Raw genomic sequence first — 18,252 nt, forward strand, 5'->3', positions numbered from 1 at the left:
TCGCAGGGTCGGCGAAGGCCTTCGAGAGGCCCCCGGGAGGCTCAGTCTCCCGGGGGCCTCTCGTCGTCCTCCCGCGAGAACACCTGGAGCAGCCAGGAGGCGAACGTGCCGGTCACCGCGCCCAGCAGCGCCATCCCGATGATCATGATCCCGACCGCGATCAGACGTCCCCTCGGCGTGACGGGGGTGACGTCGCCGTAGCCGACGGTCGAGAGGGTGGCGCAGGTCCACCACACGGCGTCCCCGAAGGTGCGCACGGTCGCTCCGGGGGCTCCGTGTTCCTGCTGGTAGACGGCGAGGGCGCCAGTGAAGCCGAGCAGGAGCGTCGACAGGCCGGCGTACACGATCACGCGTGCGTGCAGGGCGAGCCGGGGCCGGCCGTGCCGCCGCTGGACGGCTTCGTAGACCTTCACGACCCGCAGGGGGCGGAGAAGGGGCAGCGCCAGCACGAGCGTGTCCAGCCCGTGCGTCCGTACGAAGCGCAGCCGCTGTCCGCTGAGCCGCCAGCGCACGGCATAGTCGGCGGCGAACAGCGCCCACGCGGCCAGCGTCGCCGCGAGGCACAGGTCCCGCCAGCGGTCCGGCAGATCATGCGCCAGGACCTGGATCGCGTACGCGGAGAGAAACACCAGGGAGGCCACGGCGAGGGGGACCTCGGTGTGCCGTTCCCAGCGGGCGTTGGGGCTGTCATCGTCCACCGGCCCAGCTTGGCCCCAGGGGGTTTCGCCGCAACCCCGCCGACACGCCGCGAACGGGCGAAGCCATATGCTTCCCTGCATGACGAGTGAGCCGGAGCAGCAGTGGGGAGTGGGGACCCAGGACGCGTTCCAGCGTCTGTGGACGCCCCATCGGATGGCCTACATCCAGGGCGAGAACAAGCCGACCGGCCCAGGCGCCGACGACGGATGCCCCTTCTGCTCCATCCCGGCCAAGTCCGACGAGGACGGTCTGATCGTCCGGCGCGGTGAGCAGGTCTACGCCGTGCTGAATCTGTATCCGTACAACGGCGGCCACCTGATGGTCGTGCCCTATCGGCACGTCGCCGACTACACCGACCTGACCGAGCCGGAGACCATCGAGCTCGCCGCTCTCACCAAGCAGGCGATGACCGCGCTGCGCACCGCGTCAGGCGCCCACGGGTTCAACATCGGTATGAACCAGGGCACGGTGGCCGGCGCCGGTATCGCCGCCCACCTCCACCAGCACATCGTCCCGCGCTGGGGCGGCGACACGAACTTCATGCCGGTCGTCGGGCACACGCGGGTGCTGCCGCAGTTGCTCGCCGACACCCGCAAGATGCTGGCGGAGGCCTGGCCCTCGTAAGCGGCTACGCGTCGTACAGGTCGGCCTTCCTCGGCGACGGGTCCTGCACCGCGGTGCTGAGGAACGCCGACCGGTTGCCGAACTTCTCCGTGTCCACGCCGTTGTCCTCCAGGACCTTGATCGCCGCCGCGTGCACCACGCGCAGCACGGGCGTCGCGGCGCGCATGGCGTCGTCGGCCATGAAGCGGTGGCGCCACGGCTTGTCGGCCCAGACGTGCCGCAGACCGAACGGCTCGGGGAGGGCGATCGTCCCGCCGAGCCAGTTCAGCAGCGGCGGGTACCAGGACAGCGGGGCACGGACGGCGAGACGGACGACCTCGTTGGTGGGGACCAGCGGGAGCTTCACCTTGCGGGTCTCCCAGGGCCGGAACGACTTCTGGACGTCCTTCGTCGGGTCCTCGGGCTTGCCCATGAACAGCGGGTTGACCGGGCCCAGCGCATGTCCGGTGACCTCGATGCGCAGCGTCTCGTGCAGCACGGTGACGGTGATCATCATGGTGAGGATCAACTGGCCGTCCCACAGCGTCCACTGCACCCCGAGGTAGTGCCGGTCCCCGCTGCCGAACTGCTGCTTGTTGCAGATGTCCTGTATGGAGTGGGACCGGTGCTGGAACGCCTCGATGTCCGTCGACTGCTCGGTCCGGGCCACCGCCTTGGCGTTCTCCCCGACCGGCGTGACGATCCAGTGCCGTATGGATGCCTTCGGGAAGCCGCCGGTGTTGATCGTGTTCCGCTCCAGCATGCGCAGCTTGTCGTGGATGGCGCGGATGACGTCCCAGCTGCGGAACGGGTGGATCTCCCGGGACGGGTCGGCCTGGACCAGGTCCTCGGCGAGCTGCCAGCTGCCCCAGCGCGTGCCCATGCCCAGGATGCCCTTGGGGCCGGCGTAGAAGACGGAGTTGGACTGCTGCTCGGTGCTCAACCTGGCCAGTGACTGGCGCAGTTGCTCGGCCTGGGTCTCACCGGGGCTGCTCGGCACCGCTTCGGGGACCTGGGCTCCGACACTGCTGCCCGCGATCAGTCCGTCCCAGCGGCCCCGCAGATCCCTCGTCGAGCGATCGCAGATCTGCTTGGCCCAGAACCAGCCGAGGACGGGAAGGACCACGCATGCGCGTGCGTACCAGCCCCAGAAGCCCGTGAACGGCATCTTGACCAGGAAGAGGACGGCGAGAGCGCCGACGCCGACGAGCAGGGCCGTGGCGAGGGCGGAGGCCTTCTTGTTGGGGTTCTTGTCGATGGTGGTGCGGATCGTGAAGACCAGGAGCCAGACCAGGAGCCCGGGCAGGAACAGCACACCGCACAGCACCATGACGGCGGACAGCCGTTTGTCCCGCTCGCGGCGGAGGCGGTAGGCCGCCAGGCAGTGGTCGACGACGACCTGCGGTTCGGTACCGAAGGACTGGATGAGGGGCTTGCGTCCCGGGCCGATCATGCGCTCGATCACGGCCCGGGAGAACGCCTCACCGAGGTTGGGCTTGAAGAGGCCGCCGGTCCACTTCTGGCCCTCCTTGACCGTGGTCTCGTGCCATTCGCTGTTGGCCTTGGTTATGTCCTCGACCGGGTTGTCCCGGTATGCGGCTGAAGCGAGGGCGAACGTGGCTGTCTGGCTCTCGTCGCCCGAGCGCGGAACCTGTGGTCCGAAGACGCTCTCGTAACCGGTCCCAACGGTCATGCCCGCCCCCGATCGCCGCCTGGTCGCTCCTGCGGCCTTCCCGACTTCCTTGCCCCGCACACCTGTTGATCAGGCCGTCCCGGCATCTGGGCCCCGACTTGATCACCGCCATCAGCGTATCCGCCGCCACCGACATTCGTCGGCGGACGGCCGAAGCCGCCCGCCGACTCGGAGGGGAGCGTTCCAGGAAAGCCACTTGTAGTGTGCCCGGCGCCAACTCCTAGGAGTCGCGCGCGTCTTCACGGATCCTTTCGGCGATCTGCGGCGGCATGGGTTCGTGCCGTGTGTAGGAGCGGTTGAAGCGTGCCGTGCCGTGCGACAGGGAGCGCAGGTCGACGGCGTACCGGCCGATCTCGATCTCCGGTACCTCGGCCTTGACGACGGTGCGGTTCCCGCTGGTCTGCTCGGTGCCGAGCACCCGGCCGCGCCGCCCGGACAGGTCGCTCATCACGGCGCCCACGTAGTCGTCGCCGACCAGAACGCTCACCTCGGCGACCGGTTCGAGGAGGTGGATCTTCGCGTCCGCCGCAGCCTCCCGCAGCGCCAGCGCGCCGGCCGTCTGGAACGCGGCGTCGGAGGAGTCCACCGAGTGCGCCTTGCCGTCGAGCAGCGTGATCCGTACGTCGATGAGCGCGTAGCCGGCCGCGACGCCCTTGGCGGCCTGGGCCCGCACGCCCTTCTCGACGGAGGGGATGAACTGCCGGGGCACCGCGCCGCCGACGACCTTGTCCACGAACTCGATGCCCGAGCCGCCCGGCAGCGGCTCCACCTCGATCGCGCAGATGGCGAACTGCCCGTGCCCGCCGGACTGCTTGACATGCCGGCCGCGGCCCGCCGACTTGTCGGCGAACGTCTCCCGGAGGGAGACCTTGTGCGATACGACGTCGACCTGGACGCCGTACCGGCTGCGCAGCCGCTCCAGCGCCACGTCGGCGTGTGCCTCGCCCAGGCACCACAGGACCACCTGGTGGGTGTCCTGGTTCTGTTCGAGCCGCATGGTCGGGTCCTCGGCGACCAGCCGGCTCAGGCCCTGCGAGAGCTTGTCCTCGTCGGCCTTGCTGTGCGCCTCGATGGCGAGCGGCAGCAGCGGGTCGGGCATCTCCCAGGGCTCCATCAGGAGCGGGTCGTCCTTGGCCGAGAGGGTGTCGCCGGTCTCCGCGCGGTTCAGCTTGGCCACGCACACCAGGTCGCCGGCGATGGCGTGCGTCACCGGGCGTTGTTGCTTGCCGAACGGGGTGGACAGCGCGCCGACGCGTTCGTCGACATCGTGGTCCTCGTGCCCGCGGTCGGCCAGACCGTGTCCGGAGACGTGCACCGTTTCGTCGGGGCGCAGGGTGCCGGAGAAGATGCGGACGAGGGAGACGCGGCCGACGTAGGGGTCGGAGGACGTCTTGACGACCTCCGCGACCAGCGGGCCGTCCGTGTCGCAGGCCTTCACCTCGCGCGGTTTGCCGTCGATGGTGGTGACGCCCGGCGTGGGGTGCTCGAAGGGGGTCGGGAAGCCCCTGGTGATGAGCTCCAGCACCTCGACCGTGCCGAGCCCCTGCCTGGCGCCGTCGGCCGCGGGGGCGGCGGCGAGGACGGGGTGGAAGACGCCGCGCGCGACGGCCCGCTCCAGGTCCTCGATCAGTGTCTTGACGTCGACCTGTTCGCCGCCGAGGTAGCGGTCCATGAGGGTCTCGTCCTCGCTCTCGGCGATGATCCCCTCGATCAGCCGATTGCGGGCCTCCTCGATCTCCGGCAGCTGGTCCTCGCCCGGCTCGGACTCCTTGCGCTCACCGGAGGAGTAGTCGAACAGCTTCTGCGACAGCAGGCCCGTCAGACCGGTCACGGGCGCGTGCCCGTCCGGCCCCTGCGGGCCGTGCAGCGGCAGATACAGGGGGAGCACGGCGTCGGGGTCGTCCCCGCCGAACGCCTCCGCACAGGTCCGTGTCATCGCCTCGAAGTCCGCCCGCGCGGACTCCAGGTGTGTGATCACGAGCGCGCGCGGCATGCCGACGGCCGCGCACTCCTCCCACACCATGCGGGTCGAGCCGTCCACGCCGTCGGAGGCCGAGACGACGAAAAGGGCCGCGTCCGCCGCTCGCAGACCGGCCCTCAGTTCCCCGACGAAGTCGGCGTATCCGGGGGTGTCGAGAAGATTGACCTTGATGCCGTCCCATTCGACGGGCACCAGGGAGAGCTGCACCGAACGGTTCTGCCGGTGTTCGATCTCGTCGTAGTCGGAGACGGTGCCGCCGTCCTCCACGCGGCCCGCCCTGTTCACCGCCCCCGCTGTCAGCGCGAGAGCTTCCACCAATGTCGTCTTGCCCGATCCGGAGTGGCCGACCAGCACCACATTCCGTACGGACGCGGGGTGGTCGGCCGCTGTTGCCCTGCCGGCGGCTCCGGGGTGTGCGTTCGCCTTGTCGCCCATGGCCTTGCCTCCCGTGCACGGTGAGGTCACTGTGGGCGCGGACATGCGGATCCTCCCCCAGGCTCCGCCTGGGAGGTGCCCCCAGCGATGGCGGCTCCGGTGACGCCCGCGGTTCTTCGAGCTTTCCACTCCGGTCACGGTGCGTCCATACGGCGGACGCGATCCTCCCGTTACCCGTATGCCATGCGGCCGTGACACGGGGTGCGAGTGCCCGGCGTTCGCACATGCGCGCGCGTGGCTACGATGGGCCAGCCGGTGGCCAGCAGGGGCCGCGCGGCCACACCGACCCTCGGGAAGGCCATGCTGAACAAGTACGCGCGTGCATTCTTCACGCGTGTCCTCACGCCGTTCGCCGCATTTCTCATCAGAAGGGGCGTCAGTCCCGACACGGTGACGCTGCTGGGTACCGCAGGGGTGGTCGCGGGGGCGCTGGTCTTCTTCCCCATGGGCGAGTTCTTCTGGGGCACGATCGTGATCACGCTGTTCGTGTTCTCGGACCTGGTCGACGGCAACATGGCCCGCCAGCTCGGCCGTTCCAGCCGCTGGGGCGCCTTCCTGGACTCCACGCTGGACCGGGTCGCCGACGGCGCGATCTTCGGCGGCTTCATCCTCTGGTACGCCGGTGGCGGCGACGACCTCGTCCTGTGCGCTGTCTCGATCTTCTGTCTGGCTAGCGGCCAGGTGGTGTCGTACACCAAGGCCCGGGGCGAGTCGATCGGACTGCCGGTCGCCGTCAACGGTCTCGTCGAGCGGGCCGAGCGGCTGGTGATCTCCCTGGTCGCGGCCGGTCTCGCGGGTCTGCACGCGTTCGGTGTGCCGGGCATCCAGTACCTGTTGCCGGTCGCCCTGTGGATCGTCGCCGTCGGCAGCCTCGTCACGCTGATCCAGCGCGTCGTCACGGTCCGCCGTGAGGCGGCGGAGGCCGACGCGGCCGCCCCGCAGGAGACCCAGGGGAGCGAGGCGGCGAAGTGAGTGCCCAGGACCGGCTCACCGACGCGCTGTACGGCCTCGGCTGGGGAGCGGTGAAGAAGCTCCCCGAGCCGGTCGCCGTGCGCCTCGGGCGGACCATCGCCGATCTCGCGTGGAAGCAGCGCGGCAAGGGCGTGCAGCGGCTGGAGAGCAACTACGCGCGCGTGGTGCCCGACGCGACCCCTGAGCGCCTCGCCGAGCTGTCCCGCGCGGGCATGCGCTCGTATCTGCGCTACTGGATGGAGTCCTTCCGGCTGCCCGCCTGGAGCAAGGAGCGCATCAGGGGCGGCTTCGACCCCAAGGACGTGCATCACCTGACCGAGGGCCTCGCCTCCGGCCGGGGCGTCGTCCTGGCGCTGCCGCACATGGCCAATTGGGACCTCGCCGGCGCCTGGGTCACCACCAAGCTGGAGACGCCGTTCACCACCGTCGCCGAACGGCTCAAGCCGGAGACGCTGTACGACCGGTTCGTCGCCTACCGCGAGGGCCTCGGCATGGAGGTCCTGCCGCACAGCGGTGGCACCGCCTTCGGCACCCTGGCCCGGCGGCTGCGCGACGGCGGCCTGGTCTGTCTGGTCGCCGAGCGCGACCTGTCCTCCTCCGGCGTGGAGGTCCGGTTCTTCGGCGAGACGACCCGGATCCCCGCGGGCCCGGCGCTCCTCGCCCAGCAGACCGGCGCGCTGCTGCTGCCGGTGACACTCTGGTACGACGACTCGCCCGTCATGCGGGGACGGGTGCACCCCCCGGTCGAGGTACCCGAGACAGGTACCCGCGCCGAGAAGACGTCTGTCATGGCACAGGCGCTGGCCGATGCCTTCGCCTCGGGGATCGCCGACCATCCGGAGGACTGGCACATGCTGCAGCGGTTGTGGCTCAAGGATCTCGACCCCGGTAAGGGGCCCTCGTGAGGATCGGCATCGTCTGCCCGTACTCATGGGACGTGCCGGGCGGCGTCCAGTTCCACATCCGCGATCTCGCCGAGTACTTCATCCGCCTGGGCCACGAGGTGTCCGTCCTGGCCCCGGCCGACGACGACACCCCGCTGCCGCCCTACGTCGTCTCGGCGGGCCGCGCGGTGCCGGTGCCGTACAACGGCTCGGTGGCCCGGCTGAACTTCGGTTTCCTCAGCGCCGCGCGTGTGCGCCGCTGGCTGCACGACGGCGAGTTCGACGTCGTCCACATCCACGAGCCGTCCTCGCCCTCCCTGGGCCTGCTGGCCTGCTGGGCGGCGCAGGGCCCGCTCGTCGCGACCTTCCACACCTCGAACCCGCGTTCCAAGGCCATGATCGCCGCGTACTCCATCCTCCAGGCCGCCCTGGAGAAGATCAGCGCGCGCATCGCGGTGAGCGAGTACGCACGCCGCACGCTGGTGGAGCACCTCGGCGGCGACGCGGTCGTCATCCCGAACGGCGTCGACGTCGACTTCTTCGCCAAGGCCGAGCCCAACCCCGAGTGGCAGGGCGACACCCTCGGCTTCGTCGGACGGATCGACGAGCCCCGCAAGGGCCTGCCGGTACTGATGAAGGCCTTGCCGAAGATCCTCGCCGAGCGCCCGCAGACCCGGCTCCTGGTCGCCGGGCGCGGAGACGAGGAGGAGGCCGTGGAGAACCTGCCGGCCGAACTCCGCTCGCGCGTGGAGTTCCTCGGCATGGTCAGCGACGAGGACAAGGCCCGCTTCCTGCGCAGCGTCGACCTGTACGTCGCCCCCAACACCGGCGGCGAGAGCTTCGGGATCATCCTGGTCGAGGCGATGTCGGCCGGTGCCCCGGTCCTCGCCTCGGACCTGGACGCCTTCGCCCAGGTGCTCGACCAGGGCGCGGCGGGCGAACTCTTCGCCAACGAGGACGCCGACGCCCTGGCCGACGCGGCGCTGCGGCTGCTGGCCGATCCGGAGCGGCGGGCCGAACTGCGGGAGCGCGGGAGCGCCCACGTACGGCGGTTCGACTGGTCGACGGTCGGCGCGGACATCCTGTCGGTGTACGAGACGGTGACGGCGGGCGCGGCGGCGGTGGCAGCGGCCGAGGACGACCGCACCACGAGCCTGTTGTCGCGGTTCGGGCTGGCGCGGGACTGAGGGGCGCGTAGGGCCGGGGCCGTACGTCGGTAACCTTTGCGACCGTGACCCCAACCCTCATCTGGATCCTCGTCGCCCTGATCGCGATCGGTCTCTACCTGAGCTGGACCGCGGGACGACTGGACCGGCTGCACGCCCGGATCGACGCCGCCCGCGCCGCGCTGGACGCGCAGCTGCTGCGGCGCGCCTCGGTGACCCAGGAACTGGCGACCTCCGGTGTCCTCGACCCGGCCGCCTCGATCGTGCTCTACGAGGCGGCGCACGCCGCGCGCCAGGCCGAGGAGGAGCAACGGGAGGTCGCCGAGAGCGAGCTGACCCAGGCCCTGCGAGCCGTCTTCGCGGAGACTCCGCAGGTGGAGACGGTGCGGGAGGCGCCCGGGGGAGTGGAAGCCGTCCGGGAGCTGACCGAGGCGGTGCGCCGGGTGCCGATGGCCCGGCGCTTCCACAACGACGCCGTACGGGCCGCCCGTGCCCTGCGGCGCCACCGCAAGGTCCGCTGGTTCCGGTTGGCGGGACACGCCCCGTTCCCGATGGCGTTCGAGATGGACGACGAGCCTCCGGTGGCCCTGGTGGACCGGGCCGCGTAGCCGCGCCCGCTCGGAAAACGATCCACCGCCTCCCCATTGGCCCTTGCTGTGGACTGCTCTCTTCACGTTTCCTCAGTGCTGCAGAAATCCTCTTTTCACATCAGCGAGGTCAATCCGTGTCCATCACCGAGAACCAGGCTCCCGAGACCGGCACCGCCCGTGTGAAGCGCGGCATGGCCGAGCAGCTCAAGGGCGGCGTGATCATGGACGTGGTCAACGCCGAGCAGGCGAAGATCGCCGAGGACGCCGGCGCCGTGGCCGTCATGGCCCTGGAGCGGGTCCCCGCCGACATCCGCAAGGACGGCGGCGTGGCCCGGATGTCGGACCCCACCATGATCGAGGAGATCATCGAGGCGGTCTCCATCCCCGTGATGGCCAAGTCCCGCATCGGCCACTTCGTCGAGGCCCAGGTCCTGCAGTCGCTCGGCGTCGACTACATCGACGAGTCCGAGGTCCTCACCCCGGCCGACGAGGTCAACCACTCCGACAAGTGGGCCTTCACGACCCCCTTCGTCTGCGGCGCCACCAACCTCGGTGAGGCCCTGCGCCGTATCGCCGAGGGCGCGGCCATGATCCGCTCCAAGGGCGAGGCCGGCACCGGCAACGTCGTCGAGGCCGTCCGGCACCTGCGCCAGATCAAGAACGAGATCGCCCGTCTGCGCGGCTACGACAACAACGAGCTGTACGCCGCCGCCAAGGAGCTGCGCGCCCCGTACGAGCTCGTCAAGGAAGTCTCCGAGCTCGGCAAGCTCCCGGTGGTCCTGTTCTCCGCCGGTGGCGTCGCCACCCCCGCCGACGCGGCGCTGATGCGCCAGCTCGGCGCCGAGGGCGTCTTCGTGGGCTCCGGCATCTTCAAGTCCGGCGACCCGGCCAAGCGCGCCGCCGCCATCGTGAAGGCCACCACCTTCTACGACGACCCGAAGATCATCGCGGACGCGTCCCGCAACCTGGGCGAGGCCATGGTCGGCATCAACTGCGACACCCTCCCCGAGGCCGAGCGCTACGCCAACCGCGGCTGGTAACCACCCCATGTCGAACGAAGCCCCAGTCATCGGCGTCCTGGCTCTCCAGGGCGACGTACGGGAGCACCTCATCGCCCTGGCCGCGGCGGACGCCGTGGCCAGGCCGGTGCGGCGCCCCGAGGAACTCGCCGGGATCGACGGTCTGGTCATCCCCGGCGGCGAGTCCACGACCATCTCCAAACTGGCCGTCCTGTTCGGCGTGATGGAGCCGCTCCGCGCGCGTGTGCGTGCCGGAATGCCTGTCTACGGCACCTGCGCGGGCATGATCATGCTGGCCGACAAGATCCTCGACCCGCGCTCGGGCCAGGAGACGATCGGCGGCATCGACATGATCGTGCGCCGCAACGCCTTCGGACGGCAGAACGAGTCCTTCGAAGCGACGGTCGACGTCGAGGGCGTCGACGGCGATGCTGTGGAGGGCGTCTTCATCCGCGCCCCCCGGGTCGAGTCCGTCGGCGCCGAGACCGAGGTGCTCGCCGAGCACGACGGCCACATCGTCGCGGTCCGTCAGGGCAACGCGCTCGCCACGTCGTTCCATCCGGAGCTGACCGGCGACCACCGCGTGCACGCCCTGTTCGTCGACATGGTGCGCGCGAACCGGACTCCGGGGTCCTAGTAGGATCTCTGGCGTTCGTAAAGAGTTGGGTTACGCGAAGGAGACAGGCAGATGTCCGGCCACTCTAAATGGGCTACGACGAAGCACAAGAAGGCCGTGATCGACGCCAAGCGCGGCAAGCTCTTCGCGAAGATGATCAAGAACATCGAGGTCGCGGCCCGCACGGGTGGCGCCGACGTGTCCGGCAACCCGACGCTCTTCGACGCCATCCAGAAGGCCAAGAAGAGCTCGGTCCCGAACAAGAACATCGACTCCGCGGTCAAGCGTGGCGCCGGTCTCGAGGCCGGTGGCGCCGACTACGAGACGATCATGTACGAGGGCTACGGCCCGAACGGCGTCGCGGTGCTCATCGAGTGCCTCACCGACAACCGCAACCGCGCCGCCTCGGACGTGCGGGTCGCCATGACCCGCAACGGCGGCAACATGGCCGACCCGGGTTCCGTGTCGTATCTCTTCAACCGCAAGGGCGTCGTGATCGTCCCCAAGGGCGAGCTGACCGAGGACGACGTCCTGGGAGCCGTCCTGGACGCGGGTGCCGAGGAGGTCAACGACCTCGGTGAGTCCTTCGAGATCCTCTCCGAGGCCACCGACCTGGTCGCGGTCCGTACCGCCCTCCAGGACGCCGGGATCGACTACGACTCCGCCGACGCCAACTTCGTCCCGACCATGCAGGTCGAGCTCGACGAGGACGGCGCCCGGAAGATCTTCAAGCTGATCGACGCCCTCGAGGACAGCGACGACGTGCAGAACGTGTTCGCCAACTTCGATGTCAGCGACGAGGTCATGGAGAAGGTCGACGCGTAGCGCTGCCGCGAACTGTGCGGACGTGACGGCTCAACGGGCCGACGGGACACGCCCCGTCGGCCCGTCGCCATGTCGGCCGTTGTCGGTGCCACCCGATAGCCTGCACAAACAGGCGATCGAAGGAGGGGCGCGGTGCGCGTACTCGGGGTGGACCCCGGACTCACGCGGTGTGGTGTCGGTGTCGTCGAAGGGGTCGCCGGCCGACCGTTGACGATGCTCGGCGTCGGCGTCGTACGGACGCCCGCCGACGCCGAGTTGGGGCACCGGCTCGTCGCCATCGAGCAGGGCATCGAGCAGTGGCTCGACGAGCACCGGCCCGAACTCGTCGCCGTGGAGCGGGTGTTCAGCCAGCACAACGTACGGACCGTGATGGGCACCGCCCAGGCCAGCGCCGTCGCCATGCTCTGCGCCGCCCGCCGCGGCATCCCCGTCGCCCTGCACACCCCCAGCGAGGTCAAGGCCGCCGTCACCGGCAGCGGCCGCGCCGACAAGGCCCAGGTCGGCGCCATGGTCACCCGCCTGCTCAGGCTCGACGCACCGCCCAAGCCCGCCGACGCCGCCGACGCCCTCGCGCTCGCCATCTGCCACATCTGGCGCGCCCCCGCACAGAACAGGCTCCAGCAGGCGGTCGCCCTGCACGCAGCCAACGCAACGAAAGGCCGTACGGCATGATCGCCTTCGTGAGCGGCACGATCGCCGCCCTCGCCCCCGACGCCGCCGTCGTCGAGGTCGGCGGTGTCGGCATGGCCGTGCAGTGCACGCCGAACACCCTGTCCACGCTCCGGCTGGGCAAGCCGGCCAAGCTCGCCACCTCCCTCGTCGTGCGGGAGGACTCACTGACCCTGTACGGCTTCGTGGACGACGATGAACGCCAGGTCTTCGAGCTGCTCCAGACCGCGAGCGGCGTCGGCCCCCGCCTGGCCCAGGCGATGCTCGCCGTGCACGCTCCGGACACCCTGCGCAGGGCGGTGGCCACGGGCGACGAGAAGGCGCTGATCGCCGTCCCCGGCATCGGCAAGAAGGGCGCCCAGAAGCTGCTCCTGGAGCTGAAGGACCGCCTGGGCGAGCCCATCGGCGCCCCGGCCGTCGGCTCCCCGGTCACCCAGGGCTGGCGCGACCAGCTGCACGCGGCTCTGATCGGCCTCGGCTACGCGACCCGCGAGGCCGACGAGGCCGTGTCCGCCGTGGCACCCCAGGCCGAGGCCGCCGGGGGCACCCCGCAGGTGGGCCAGCTGCTGAAGGCCGCCCTGCAGACCCTGAACCGCGCCCGCTAGGAGAACGTCAGTGAACTGGGACGACACCACCGACGCGACCGCCCCCGAGCGGCTGGTGGACTCTGTCGCCGACCGCGAGGACCAGGCCGTGGAGGCCGCCCTGCGCCCCAAGGACCTGGGCGAGTTCATCGGCCAGGAGAAGGTCCGCGAACAGCTCGACCTCGTCCTGCGCGCCGCACGCGCGCGGGGGGCCACCGCCGACCACGTGCTGCTCTCCGGCGCCCCCGGCCTGGGCAAGACCACCCTCTCGATGATCATCGCGGCGGAGATGGGCGCCCCCATCCGCATCACCTCGGGCCCCGCCATCCAGCACGCCGGCGACCTGGCCGCGATCCTCTCCTCGCTCCAGGAGGGCGAGGTCCTCTTCCTCGACGAGATCCACCGCATGTCCCGGCCCGCCGAGGAGATGCTGTACATGGCGATGGAGGACTTCCGCGTCGACGTGATCGTCGGCAAGGGCCCGGGTGCCACCGCCATCCCCCTCGAACTGCCCCCGTTCACCCTGGTCGGGGCCACCACGCGCGCGGGCCTGCTGCCGCCCCCGCTGCGCGACCGCTTCGGCTTCACCGCGCACATGGAGTTCTACGAGCCCGCCGAGCTGGAGCGCGTCATCCACCGCTCCGCGAACCTCCTCGACGTCGAGATCGACACCGACGGCGCCGCCGAGATCGCCGGCCGCTCCCGCGGCACGCCCCGTATCGCCAACCGTCTGCTGCGCCGGGTGCGCGACTACGCCCAGGTCAAGGCGGACGGCTTCATCACACGTGACATCGCGGCGGCCGCGCTGAAGGTCTACGAGGTCGACGCCCGCGGCCTCGACCGCCTGGACCGCGGAGTCCTGGAGGCCCTGCTCAAGCTGTTCGGCGGCGGCCCGGTCGGCCTGTCCACCCTCGCGGTCGCGGTGGGGGAGGAGCGCGAGACCGTCGAGGAGGTCGCCGAGCCCTTCCTCGTCCGGGAGGGTCTGCTGGCCCGTACACCGCGTGGTCGCGTCGCCACTCCCGCCGCCTGGGCGCACCTCGGCCTCACCCCGCCCGGCTCGGTGGCCACAGGAAACGGACAACAAGACCTGTTCGGGACGTGATGTCTTTGTGACGGTGCGGGATTGGCCGGGCCAGGAACCCGGGTGCCATGCTGAGCGTTGTTCCCTGCACGCGGACTCGCTTAGACTCCGCCGATGCCGCCTTTGTCGGCGGCGCGCACACCCCCAACCATCAGGCCGCTCACCATCGCGGTCACGTGAAGGAAGTACCGACCCGTGAGTCTCGTGACCCTCCTCCCGTTCGTCGTGCTCATCGGGGCCATGTTCCTGATGACCCGGTCGGCGAAGAAGAAGCAGCAGCAGGCCGCCGACATGCGGAACCAGATGCAGCCCGGCAGTGGCATCCGCACCATCGGGGGCATGTACGCCACGGTCAAGGAGGTCAACGACGAGACGATCCTCGTCGACGCGGGGCCGGGCGTTGAGCTCCTCTTCGCGAAGAACGCGATCGGTGCCGTCCTGACGGACGACGAGTACAACCGGATCGTCCACGGTGTCGAGCACGACCTGAAGACCGACGTCGTCCCCGACGACGCCTCCTCCCTCACCGAGACCGACGAGTCCGCCGACGAAGCTGCCGCCGCCTCCGACGACGACAAGCCCGTCGACCTCGGCAAGAAGGACGAGCCCGCCGACGAGGCCGAGCCTGCCGACGAGGCCGCCGAGGCGAAGACGGACGACGAGCCGAAGAAGACCGACGGCGACTCCGACGCGAAGTAGCTGTACCCGGGGCGCGCGGGCCAGGCCTGCGCGCCCTCGGACGTACGCAGCTCGCACGGGATCGACACCATGTCATGGCCGCCCGCCCGCAGACCCGGCGCGCAGCGGCCCGAGAGGGAGTACGAGAAGGTGGCAGCACCCAAGAGGGGCCGGAGCTCGAGTGCCCAGAGCAAGCCAGGGCGCTCGCTGGCCCTGATCCTGATCGCCATCGTGGCGCTCACCGGGGGAATGTTCCTCTCCGGGCACACGACCCCGCGTCTCGGTATCGACCTCGCGGGCGGTACCAGCATCACGCTGGAGGCGAAGGCCGACCAAGGCTCTGCGATCAACTCGGCCAACATGAACACCGCGGTCGAGATCATGAACCGCCGTGTCAACGGCCTGGGCGTCTCCGAGGCGGAGGTGCAGACCCAGGGCAAGAACAACATCATCGTCAACATCCCCAAGGGCACCAACTCCAAGGAAGCCCGGGACCAGGTCGGCACCACCGCGAAGCTGTACTTCCGTCCGGTGCTGGCCCAGGAGGCCACCGGTGCCGCCGCCGAGTCGCCCTCGCCGAGCGCGTCCTCCAGCGGTTCCTCCAGCGCCTCGCCGAGCCCCTCCACGAGCGAGTCGGCCACCACGGGTGAGAAGGCGACCTCGTCGAGCTCCCCGTCGGCCTCCGCCACCACGCAGGGCCGCGCCGCCTCCGACGCGCTGAAGGCCGACCCGACCCCGTCGGGGTCCGCCTCGGCCTCCGCTTCCGCGAGCCCGTCCGCCTCCGCGAGCACTCCCACCGCCGCCGAGGCCAAGCTCCAGGCCGCGTACACCGCCCTCGACTGCTCCAAGCAGGCGCAGCGCAACAAGGCCGGCGAAGGTTCCAAGCCCGAGGACTCGACCGTGGGCTGCGGCGAGATCCAGGGCGTCTGGTACAAGTACCTGCTCGGCCCCGCCGCCGTAGCCGGCACCGAGGTCGACGAGGCCAAGGCCGTCTACGACACGCAGACCGCCGCCGGCTGGCAGGTCACGATGGACTTCAACAAGAGCGGCGCCAAGAAGTTCGCCGACATCACCGGCCAGCTCGCCCAGAACACCCTGCCGCAGAACGAGTTCGGCATCGTCCTCGACGGCCAGGTCGTCTCCAGCCCGACCGTCAGCCAGTCCATCACCGGCGGCCAGGCCCAGATCTCCGGCAGCTTCACGCAGGAGGAGGCCCAGAGCCTCGCCAACATGCTGTCGTACGGCGCGCTCCCGCTCTCCTTCCAGGAGCAGAGCGTGACCACGGTGACCGCCGCGCTCGGCACCGACCAGCTGCACGCCGGTCTGCTCGCCGGTGCGATCGGCCTCGCGCTGGTCATCCTGTACCTGGTGTTCTACTACCGCGGTCTGTCGATGGTCGCGATCGCCTCGCTGCTCGTCTCCGGCATCCTCACCTATGTGCTCATGGCGCTGCTCGGCCCGGCCATCGGATTCGCGCTGAACCTGCCGGCCGTGTGCGGTGCCATCGTCGCCATCGGTATCACCGCGGACTCGTTCATCGTGTACTTCGAGCGCATCCGCGACGAGATCCGTGAGGGCCGCTCCCTGCGACCGGCCGTCGAGCGGGCCTGGCCGCGCGCCCGGCGCACCATCCTGGTCTCCGACTTCGTGTCGTTCCTCGCCGCGGCGGTGCTGTTCATCGTCACCGTCGGCAAGGTCCAGGGCTTCGCGTTCACGCTGGGTCTGACCACCGTCCTCGACGTCGTCGTGGTCTTCTTCTTCACCAAGCCGCTGATGACGCTGCTGGCCCGCCGCAAGTTCTTCGCGAGCGGCAACAAGTGGTCCGGCCTCGACCCGAAGAGCCTGGGTGCCCAGCCGCCACTGCGCCGCACCCGCCGTCCCGCCCCCGTTGAGACGAAGGAGGCGTGAGCATGTCGAAACTCGGCAACCTCGGCGCCCGACTGCACCGTGGCGAGATCAGTTACGACTTCGTCGGCCACCGCAAACTCTGGTACGGCATCTCGATCCTGATCACCATCACGGCCATCGTCGGCCTGGCGGTGCGCGGCCTGAACATGGGCATCGACTTCCAGGGCGGTGCCGTCTTCACCACCGAGAAGACCAGCATCTCGGTCTCCCAGGCCCAGGAGTACGCGGAAGAGGCCTCCGGCCACGACGCCGTCGTGCAGAAGCTCGGCAACGGCACGCTGCGCATCCAGATCGCCGGCATGGACACCACGCAGTCCGACGAGATCAAGAACAAGCTCGCGACGGACTTCAAGGTCGACCCGGAGAAGATCGCCGCCGACCTCGTCGGTCCCAGCTGGGGCGACCAGATCGCCAACAAGGCCTGGCAGGGCCTGGCGATCTTCATGGTCCTGGTGGTGATCTATCTGGCGATCGCCTTCGAGTGGCGCATGGCCATCGCGGCGCTCGTCGCGCTGATCCACGACATCACCATCACCGTCGGCATCTACGCCCTCGTCGGCTTCGAGGTCACGCCGGGCACGGTGATCGGTCTGCTGACCATTCTCGGTTACTCGCTCTACGACACGGTGGTCGTCTTCGACTCCCTCAAGGAGCAGACGAAGGACATCACCAAGCAGACCCGCTGGACCTACAGCGACATCGCCAACCGCTCGATCAACAGCACCCTGGTCCGCTCCATCAACACCACGGTGGTCGCGCTGCTGCCGGTGGCGGGCCTGCTGTTCATCGGCGGCGGCTTCCTCGGCGCGGGCACGCTCAACGACATCTCGCTGTCGCTGTTCGTCGGCCTCGCCGCCGGTGCGTACTCCTCGATCTTCATCGCCACGCCGCTCGTGGCGGACCTGAAGGAGCTCGAGCCGCAGATGAAGTCCCTCAAGAAGCGGGTCCTGGCCAAGCGCGCCCAGGCCGGCGCCGAGGACGAGCAGGCGGAGGCCCGCGGCGAGGACTCGCACGGCGACGAGCCGGAGGACGCCCACGCGGTCGTCGGCCCGCGCACCCAGCCCGCCTCGCGCAGCCGGGGCCGCGGCCGACCCTCGGGGAAGCGGCGATGACCGACATCAAGGAGCTGCTGTTCAGCCGCATCCGTGACGTGGCCGACTACCCGGAGCCGGGTGTGACGTTCAAGGACATCACCCCGCTCCTGGCGGACCCGGCGGCGTTCACCGCGCTGACCGACGCGCTCGCGGAGATCGCCGGGAGCACCGGCGCGACCAAGGTCGTCGGCCTGGAGGCCCGCGGCTTCATCCTCGGCGCCCCGGTGGCCGTCCGCGCGGGCCTCGGCTTCATCCCCGTACGCAAGGCGGGCAAGCTCCCCGGAGCCACCCTCGGCCAGGCGTACGACCTGGAGTACGGCTCCGCGGAGATCGAGGTGCACGCCGAGGACCTGTCGGCCGACGATCGTGTCCTGATCGTCGACGACGTCCTGGCCACCGGCGGCACCGCCGAGGCCGCGATCCAGCTGATCCGCAGGGCCGGCGCCGAGGTCGCGGGCCTCGCGGTCCTGATGGAACTCGGCTTCCTCGCGGGCCGCCCCCGCCTGGAATCGGCCCTGGAGGGCGCTCCACTGGAAGCGCTCCTGGTGGTCTGAGGCCGGCACAGCGCTTCAGGTCTCACGAAAACGGCCGTCCCGGTAGATCCGGGGCGGCCGTTTTCGTGCCCCGGAGGGGCGCCGAGCCCCCTCCGGAATGCCGGCGGCAGCCCCTCACGTTTCTCCGGTAGACGGTCCTCACATCGGCCTGAAGGCGATCCTGAGCCGCAGGATCGCTACCATGGGGTCTCCGGAGCCTGA

At 70.1% G+C, this 18,252-nt stretch carries 18 protein-coding genes; 15 read left to right on the forward strand and 3 right to left on the reverse strand.

The genetic code is table 11. The annotated features are described in order from the left end of the window. Positions 1–41: 41 nt before the first annotated feature. Complete coding sequence (locus ACWD3I_RS30800) at positions 42–698, reverse strand: potassium channel family protein (RefSeq protein WP_365403408.1); 657 nt, start codon at positions 696–698, stop codon at positions 42–44. Between the two features lie 67 nt (positions 699–765). Here ACWD3I_RS30800 and ACWD3I_RS30805 point away from each other — a divergent pair, with 67 nt between their 5' ends. Further along, entirely contained in the window at positions 766–1,323 is a 558-nt protein-coding gene (locus ACWD3I_RS30805) for an HIT family protein (RefSeq protein WP_266833230.1), read from the forward strand. A gap of 4 nt (positions 1,324–1,327) precedes the next feature. Here the strand turns inward: ACWD3I_RS30805 and ACWD3I_RS30810 are convergent, their stop codons facing one another. Then, on the reverse strand, positions 1,328–2,995 hold the full coding sequence (locus tag ACWD3I_RS30810; protein ID WP_365403405.1) for a hypothetical protein: 1,668 nt from the start codon (positions 2,993–2,995) through the stop codon (positions 1,328–1,330). Positions 2,996–3,215: 220 nt separating this feature from the next. After that, positions 3,216–5,411: an elongation factor G-like protein EF-G2 gene (locus ACWD3I_RS30815; protein WP_365403447.1), complete on the reverse strand. Its 2,196-nt coding sequence runs from the start codon at positions 5,409–5,411 to the stop codon at positions 3,216–3,218. 243 nt (positions 5,412–5,654) lie between these two features. Between ACWD3I_RS30815 and pgsA the strand changes: the two genes are divergently transcribed. From pgsA to ACWD3I_RS30885, 14 genes are all read left to right on the forward strand, one after another. Continuing rightward, entirely contained in the window at positions 5,655–6,383 is a 729-nt protein-coding gene (gene pgsA, locus ACWD3I_RS30820) for a phosphatidylinositol phosphate synthase (RefSeq protein WP_365403445.1), read from the forward strand. After that, entirely contained in the window at positions 6,380–7,288 is a 909-nt protein-coding gene (locus ACWD3I_RS30825; protein WP_365403402.1) for a phosphatidylinositol mannoside acyltransferase, read from the forward strand. Before pgsA ends, ACWD3I_RS30825 begins: the two co-directional genes overlap by 4 nt. After that, entirely contained in the window at positions 7,285–8,454 is a 1,170-nt protein-coding gene (locus ACWD3I_RS30830) for a glycosyltransferase family 4 protein (protein WP_365403399.1), read from the forward strand. Before ACWD3I_RS30825 ends, ACWD3I_RS30830 begins: the two co-directional genes overlap by 4 nt. A gap of 44 nt (positions 8,455–8,498) precedes the next feature. Next, entirely contained in the window at positions 8,499–9,041 is a 543-nt protein-coding gene (locus ACWD3I_RS30835) for a LemA family protein (protein ID WP_365403396.1), read from the forward strand. A 116-nt stretch (positions 9,042–9,157) separates the two neighbouring features. Beyond that, on the forward strand, positions 9,158–10,063 hold the full coding sequence (pdxS, locus tag ACWD3I_RS30840) for a pyridoxal 5'-phosphate synthase lyase subunit PdxS (protein WP_266833219.1): 906 nt from the start codon (positions 9,158–9,160) through the stop codon (positions 10,061–10,063). 7 nt (positions 10,064–10,070) lie between these two features. Next, positions 10,071–10,679, forward strand: a complete 609-nt coding sequence (pdxT, locus tag ACWD3I_RS30845; RefSeq protein WP_365403391.1) for a pyridoxal 5'-phosphate synthase glutaminase subunit PdxT — start codon at positions 10,071–10,073, stop codon at positions 10,677–10,679. A gap of 51 nt (positions 10,680–10,730) precedes the next feature. After that, the gene (locus ACWD3I_RS30850) at positions 10,731–11,483 is read left to right on the forward strand and encodes a YebC/PmpR family DNA-binding transcriptional regulator (protein WP_365403388.1); all 753 of its coding nucleotides are present in this window, start codon (positions 10,731–10,733) and stop codon (positions 11,481–11,483) included. A gap of 132 nt (positions 11,484–11,615) precedes the next feature. Further along, complete coding sequence (gene ruvC / locus ACWD3I_RS30855; RefSeq protein WP_365403386.1) at positions 11,616–12,155, forward strand: crossover junction endodeoxyribonuclease RuvC; 540 nt, start codon at positions 11,616–11,618, stop codon at positions 12,153–12,155. Beyond that, on the forward strand, positions 12,152–12,757 hold the full coding sequence (ruvA, locus tag ACWD3I_RS30860) for a Holliday junction branch migration protein RuvA (RefSeq protein WP_307033232.1): 606 nt from the start codon (positions 12,152–12,154) through the stop codon (positions 12,755–12,757). Before ruvC ends, ruvA begins: the two co-directional genes overlap by 4 nt. 10 nt (positions 12,758–12,767) lie before the next feature. After that, positions 12,768–13,838: a Holliday junction branch migration DNA helicase RuvB gene (gene ruvB, locus ACWD3I_RS30865; RefSeq protein WP_365403383.1), complete on the forward strand. Its 1,071-nt coding sequence runs from the start codon at positions 12,768–12,770 to the stop codon at positions 13,836–13,838. Positions 13,839–14,012: 174 nt separating this feature from the next. Next, a complete protein-coding gene (yajC, locus tag ACWD3I_RS30870; RefSeq protein ID WP_365403380.1) occupies positions 14,013–14,516 on the forward strand; it encodes a preprotein translocase subunit YajC in 504 nt (167 codons plus the stop codon). A gap of 129 nt (positions 14,517–14,645) precedes the next feature. Further along, a complete protein-coding gene (gene secD, locus ACWD3I_RS30875) occupies positions 14,646–16,403 on the forward strand; it encodes a protein translocase subunit SecD (protein ID WP_365403377.1) in 1,758 nt (585 codons plus the stop codon). 2 nt (positions 16,404–16,405) lie between these two features. Next, complete coding sequence (secF, locus tag ACWD3I_RS30880) at positions 16,406–17,515, forward strand: protein translocase subunit SecF (protein ID WP_365403374.1); 1,110 nt, start codon at positions 16,406–16,408, stop codon at positions 17,513–17,515. After that, a complete protein-coding gene (locus ACWD3I_RS30885; RefSeq protein ID WP_365403371.1) occupies positions 17,512–18,051 on the forward strand; it encodes an adenine phosphoribosyltransferase in 540 nt (179 codons plus the stop codon). Before secF ends, ACWD3I_RS30885 begins: the two co-directional genes overlap by 4 nt. Positions 18,052–18,252 lie beyond the last annotated feature (201 nt).

This window comes from Streptomyces sp. NPDC002817 (assembly GCF_053592055.1).

Coding starts and splice junctions, on each gene's coding strand:
- ACWD3I_RS30805 (WP_266833230.1), top strand. CDS start 766: ATGCTTCCCTGCATGACGAGTGAGCCGGAGCAGCAGTGGGGAGTGGGG.
- ACWD3I_RS30810 (WP_365403405.1), bottom strand. CDS start 2,995: ATGACCGTTGGGACCGGTTACGAGAGCGTCTTCGGACCACAGGTTCCG.
- ACWD3I_RS30815 (WP_365403447.1), bottom strand. CDS start 5,411: ATGGGCGACAAGGCGAACGCACACCCCGGAGCCGCCGGCAGGGCAACA.
- pgsA (WP_365403445.1), top strand. CDS start 5,655: ATGGGCCAGCCGGTGGCCAGCAGGGGCCGCGCGGCCACACCGACCCTC.
- pdxT (WP_365403391.1), top strand. CDS start 10,071: ATGTCGAACGAAGCCCCAGTCATCGGCGTCCTGGCTCTCCAGGGCGAC.
- ACWD3I_RS30850 (WP_365403388.1), top strand. CDS start 10,731: ATGTCCGGCCACTCTAAATGGGCTACGACGAAGCACAAGAAGGCCGTG.
- ruvA (WP_307033232.1), top strand. CDS start 12,152: ATGATCGCCTTCGTGAGCGGCACGATCGCCGCCCTCGCCCCCGACGCC.
- secF (WP_365403374.1), top strand. CDS start 16,406: ATGTCGAAACTCGGCAACCTCGGCGCCCGACTGCACCGTGGCGAGATC.
- ACWD3I_RS30885 (WP_365403371.1), top strand. CDS start 17,512: ATGACCGACATCAAGGAGCTGCTGTTCAGCCGCATCCGTGACGTGGCC.